At 75.3% G+C, this 1,433-nt stretch carries 2 protein-coding genes; both read left to right on the top strand.

Annotated elements, in window-relative coordinates; translation table 11 throughout:
- Positions 1–61 precede the first annotated feature (61 nt).
- Entirely contained in the window at positions 62–898 is an 837-nt protein-coding gene (locus FDZ70_10625) for a M28 family peptidase (protein TLM66146.1), read from the top strand.
- Positions 899–959: 61 nt separating this feature from the next.
- On the top strand, positions 960–1,292 hold the full coding sequence (locus tag FDZ70_10620) for a hypothetical protein (GenBank protein ID TLM66145.1): 333 nt from the start codon (positions 960–962) through the stop codon (positions 1,290–1,292).
- The last annotated feature ends 141 nt before the right edge of the window (positions 1,293–1,433 follow it).

The raw sequence follows: 1,433 nt of genomic DNA, 5'->3' as shown, positions 1-1,433 counted from the left end.
GTCGGCGGCATCACGGTCGTGGGCGGCGACCGCGCGGTGCGCACGCGCGGCTGCACCGCGCGTGCGCACCGAACTCGCGCAGGCGACGCTCGCGCCGCCGTACGACAACGCCCGCGCGATGGCGCACGTCGCCGCCCTCGCCGCGCTCGGGCCGCGGACGGCCGGTGGCGCCGCGGAGCACGAGGGCTTCGACTACGTCGCCGACCGCCTGCGCGAGTACGGCTACGCGGTCACGGTGCAGAACGTGACGCTGCCGAGCGGCCGCACCTCGCACAACGTGATCGCGGAGCGCGCGGGTGCGTCCGCCGACGTGGTCGTGCTCGGGGCGCATGCGGACTCGAAGTGGCCCTCGCCCGGCGCGAACGACAACGCCTCCGGGGTCGGCGTCGTGCTCGAGCTCGCGCGCGTGTTCGCGCAGGCGCAGCAGGCGCCGACGGTGCGCTTCATCGCCTTCGGAGCCGAGGAGATCGCCGGCGTGACCGCCGACGACCACCACTTCGGCTCGCGCCAGTACGTCGCGTCGCTCAGCTCGGCCCAGCGCTCGCGCATCGCGGCGGCCGTCTCGGTCGACATGGTCGGGTACGGGACGGTGTTCAACGTGCGCTCGATGCAGGTCGGGCCGCCCACGGCGGTCGTCTCGCTCCAGCGCTGGGGCACGGCGACCGGGCAGCCGCTGCCGTTCTTGAAGGACCTCGGGCGCTACGGCTGGTCGGACCACGAGGGGTTCGAGCGCGTCGGCATCCCGGCGGCGTGGCTCGAGTGGCGGGTCGACCCCGCGTACCACACGACGGGCGACACGCACGCGCACGTCCAGCCCGCGCGCGTGCGGGCGTGCGGCCACCTGCTGCGCGGCTGGCTGCTCGACCTGGACGCTGCGGACCTCGACGCGCTGCACTGAGGCGCCGCGCGCGAGTGCTACCATCGGCTGACCCGACGGGCGAGTGGGACCAGGGGGACGGGTGGCCGCGAAGAAGCGCAAGACGCAGGCGAAGAAGGCCGCTTCGGCCGAGGCGGCCGACGCGCCGCGCCGGACCTCGGGACTCGCCCGCGTCCACGAGGCGAACGTCACCCTCTTCGAGGAGAACACGCGCCTGACCGCCGCCCTCGCCGACGCGAAGCTCGAGACGGCCGAGCTGCGCACCGTCGTGCGCTACGACGAGCAACGCGTGGCGGAGCTGCGCGCGGACTCGGACGAGTGGAAGCGCAAGGCCGAGGCGTTGCAGACGCGCGTCGAGCAGCTCAAGGCGCTCACCTGGGTCGACCGGCTGCTCGGGCGGCACAAGGGCGTGTAGCGCCGCGCCAACGCCGCCCGGTCCCGCCCAGCGGCTCACTCCTCGGCGTCGGGCGGTCTTCGCAGGCGCTTCCCGCGCGCGCGGCGCGCTTTGCCCGCGCGTTCGCGCGGGCGCACGCCGGCGGGCTTGCGGGTGGCCGTG

The organism is Actinomycetota bacterium (genome assembly GCA_005774595.1).
Classification (GTDB): Bacteria; Actinomycetota; Coriobacteriia; order Anaerosomatales; family D1FN1-002; genus D1FN1-002.
Note: the sequence above shows the minus strand (reverse complement) of the source record. Positions and strands in the feature narration are given on the sequence as shown.